The following is a 2,411-nucleotide window of genomic DNA, read 5'->3' as shown; positions in this document are numbered from 1 at the left end:
CCCCCCCTGCCGGTTTTCTGCCCCCCCGCCCCGCCACTTGGGGTGTGGGGGGGGGGGGGGGGGGGCGCCGGGGGGTCATCCCGCGTTCGGGCGCGCCCCGCCCGGGGGGGGGGGCCGGCGCCTTGTCGAGTCGCCCCGCCCGGGGCGGGGGTCAGTGGGCGTCGTAGATGCCCCGGTAATGGCCGAGGGCGGTCTCGTGGATCTTCTCGTCGCTCCAGGAGTCGAAGCGGCCGGGGGAGAGCCGGTCGGGGTCGAGGAGGACGTCACCGGTGCCCAGCAGCATGTTCGCGATCTGCCGGCCCACCCCGCCGGCGTGGGTGACCCAGGAGGCCTCGGCGAACCACAGACCGGGCACCCCGGCGGCCGGTCCCACGAGGGGCAGTTCGTCGGGAGTGAGAGCGAAGGCACCGTTGAGCCTGCGCCCCCGGGGCGCCTGCCGGAAAGCCGGCACCAGGGCGAGCGCCTCCTCGATCGCCGCACCGAACTCCGCTTCGGGGAAGGGGAGTTCTGCGGAGGCGAGCTCCGGGCCCGGGATGAGCGGCAGTGCGGTGTGGGCGTAGCTGCCCAGTCCGTACCGGCGGCCGTGGCGGCGGGTGTAGACCGCCTGGTCCGGGTAGCGGACGATCGGGGTGTCCAGCGGGGTGTCGTCGAGCCCGGGCAGTTCGGCGGTGAACACATAGGGGTGCTGGACGTCGACCATGGGGAGCCGTACCCCCGCCTGCGCCGCCAGGACCGGGCCCCAGATGCCGGTGGCGAGCACGACCCGGTCGGCCGGGATGAGCCGGGCGTCCTCGCCCGCCCGGACGCCGATGACCGCGCCGCGCTCGATCTCCAGGCCGCGCACCGCCGTGTTCCAGCGGAAGCGCACTCCGCCGCGTTCGGCGGCGTCTACCAGGGCGTGGGTGAGCGCCGCCGGATCGGCGGCGCCGTCGGCCGGGATGTGCAGCGCCCCCAAGGCCTTCTCCGCATCGACCAACTCCGGTGCCAGCGCGGCGGCTTCGGCCGCGCCGATCACCCGCGCCTCGATGCCGAGGGCCCGGCCGTGCTCGACGTCGCGGTGGGACTGCTCCAGGCGGTCGGGGCCGGTCGCGATCTCCAGGCAGCCGACCTGCCGGAAGACCGGTGCGGGCGCGGTGCGCGAGAGCTCCAGGTAGGTGGCGACGCTGTCCTTCGCCAGCACGGCCAGTTCCCCGGTGGCGCTGAGCTGACCGACGAACCCGGGGGCGAGCCCCGTTGATCCGGGCAGGGTGGCCCGGTCGCGGGCGTCCAGCACCGTCACCCGGTCGTGTCCCAGCCCGGCGAGGTGATGGGCCACCGAGGCCCCCACCACTCCTGCGCCGACGACCAGGATCTCTTCCGTAGCCATGACTCTCCGTCCTCGGTATCCACGTCGATATGCCCGCCGTGCGGGCGTGGATCAATTTTGGCGGCAGTGATGCTATGTTTCGCGAACATCGTTCGGCAATACCGATTGCGAGTGAAGCAATGGTGCAATCTGTTCAGCGTGCGGTGCACATTCTACGAGAGCTGGCCTCCGCCGGTCCTCGTCTGGGCGTCACGGAACTCGCCGCTCGGATCGGGGTGTCGAAACCGACCGTGCACGCGCTGCTGCGCACCCTGGAAGCGGAGGGGCTGGTACGCCAGGAAAGGGAGACCAACAAGTATCTCCTCGGCTCCGGCCTGCTCCGCCTCGGCAACGCGTACCTGGAGACCCAGGAACTCCGGTCGCGCACCCTTCCCTGGGCCGACGCCCTCGCCGAACGCACCGGCGAAGCGGTCTGGGTCGCCGTACTGGACAACGACCGGTACGTCCTCGTCGTGCATCACGTGCTCCGGCGGGGGAGCGGCGTACAGATCCTGGAACTCGGCGCCAGCATTCCGTGGAACACCTGCGCGCTCGGCAAGGCGATCGTGGCCTTTCTTCCGCAGCAGGAGCAGGAAGCCCTGCTCCAGGGCGAATTGGCCAGGCTGACCGGACAGAGCGTGGCGGACCCCGGCACGCTCTCGGCCCAGCTTGAAGAGGTCCGACGGGTCGGCTACGCCCAGGAGGACCAGGAGAGCGTGCTGGGCGAAGCCGCGATCGCCTCACCGGTGTTCGAGCGGCACGGGTATCTGGCGGGCGCCATCGGCATCGTCGGCCCGGTCGAACGGCTGCTGGCGGACGACCGTCAGCAGTACGCGGTGGCCGTGCGCGAGGTCGCGACACTGCTCTCCCGCGAGCTCGGAGCGGGCCGGGGCGTCGCCTGGCAGGCCCGGCCCGAGAACTCCGCCCCGCCGCTCCCGTAGGGCGAAACGCCCCGCCCCCGGGGGGGGGGGGGCCGCGGCCCCGGGGGGGGGGGGGCCCCCGGGGCCCCCCCCCCCAAAACCCCCCGCCGGGGGAGGCGACCCCACCGCGCGCGGAAGCGCCCGCG

The 2,411-nt window shown here is 73.3% G+C and carries 2 protein-coding genes; one reads left to right on the top strand and one right to left on the bottom strand.

All coding sequences use genetic code 11. The features are described from left to right. Nucleotides 1-151: 151 nt before the first annotated feature. Entirely contained in the window at nt 152-1,366 is a 1,215-nt protein-coding gene (locus tag JS521_RS09885) for an NAD(P)/FAD-dependent oxidoreductase (RefSeq protein ID WP_205082337.1), read from the bottom strand. Between the two features lie 74 nt (nt 1,367-1,440). Here JS521_RS09885 and JS521_RS09880 point away from each other — a divergent pair, with 74 nt between their 5' ends. Next, nucleotides 1,441-2,286, top strand: a complete 846-nt coding sequence (locus tag JS521_RS09880; protein ID WP_307847825.1) for an IclR family transcriptional regulator — start codon at nt 1,441-1,443, stop codon at nt 2,284-2,286. Nucleotides 2,287-2,411: the final 125 nt, after the last annotated feature.

It is taken from the genome of Streptomyces durocortorensis (assembly GCF_016901035.1).
Taxonomy (GTDB): Bacteria; Actinomycetota; Actinomycetes; order Streptomycetales; family Streptomycetaceae; genus Streptomyces; species Streptomyces durocortorensis.
Note: the sequence above shows the minus strand (reverse complement) of the source record. Positions and strands in the feature narration are given on the sequence as shown.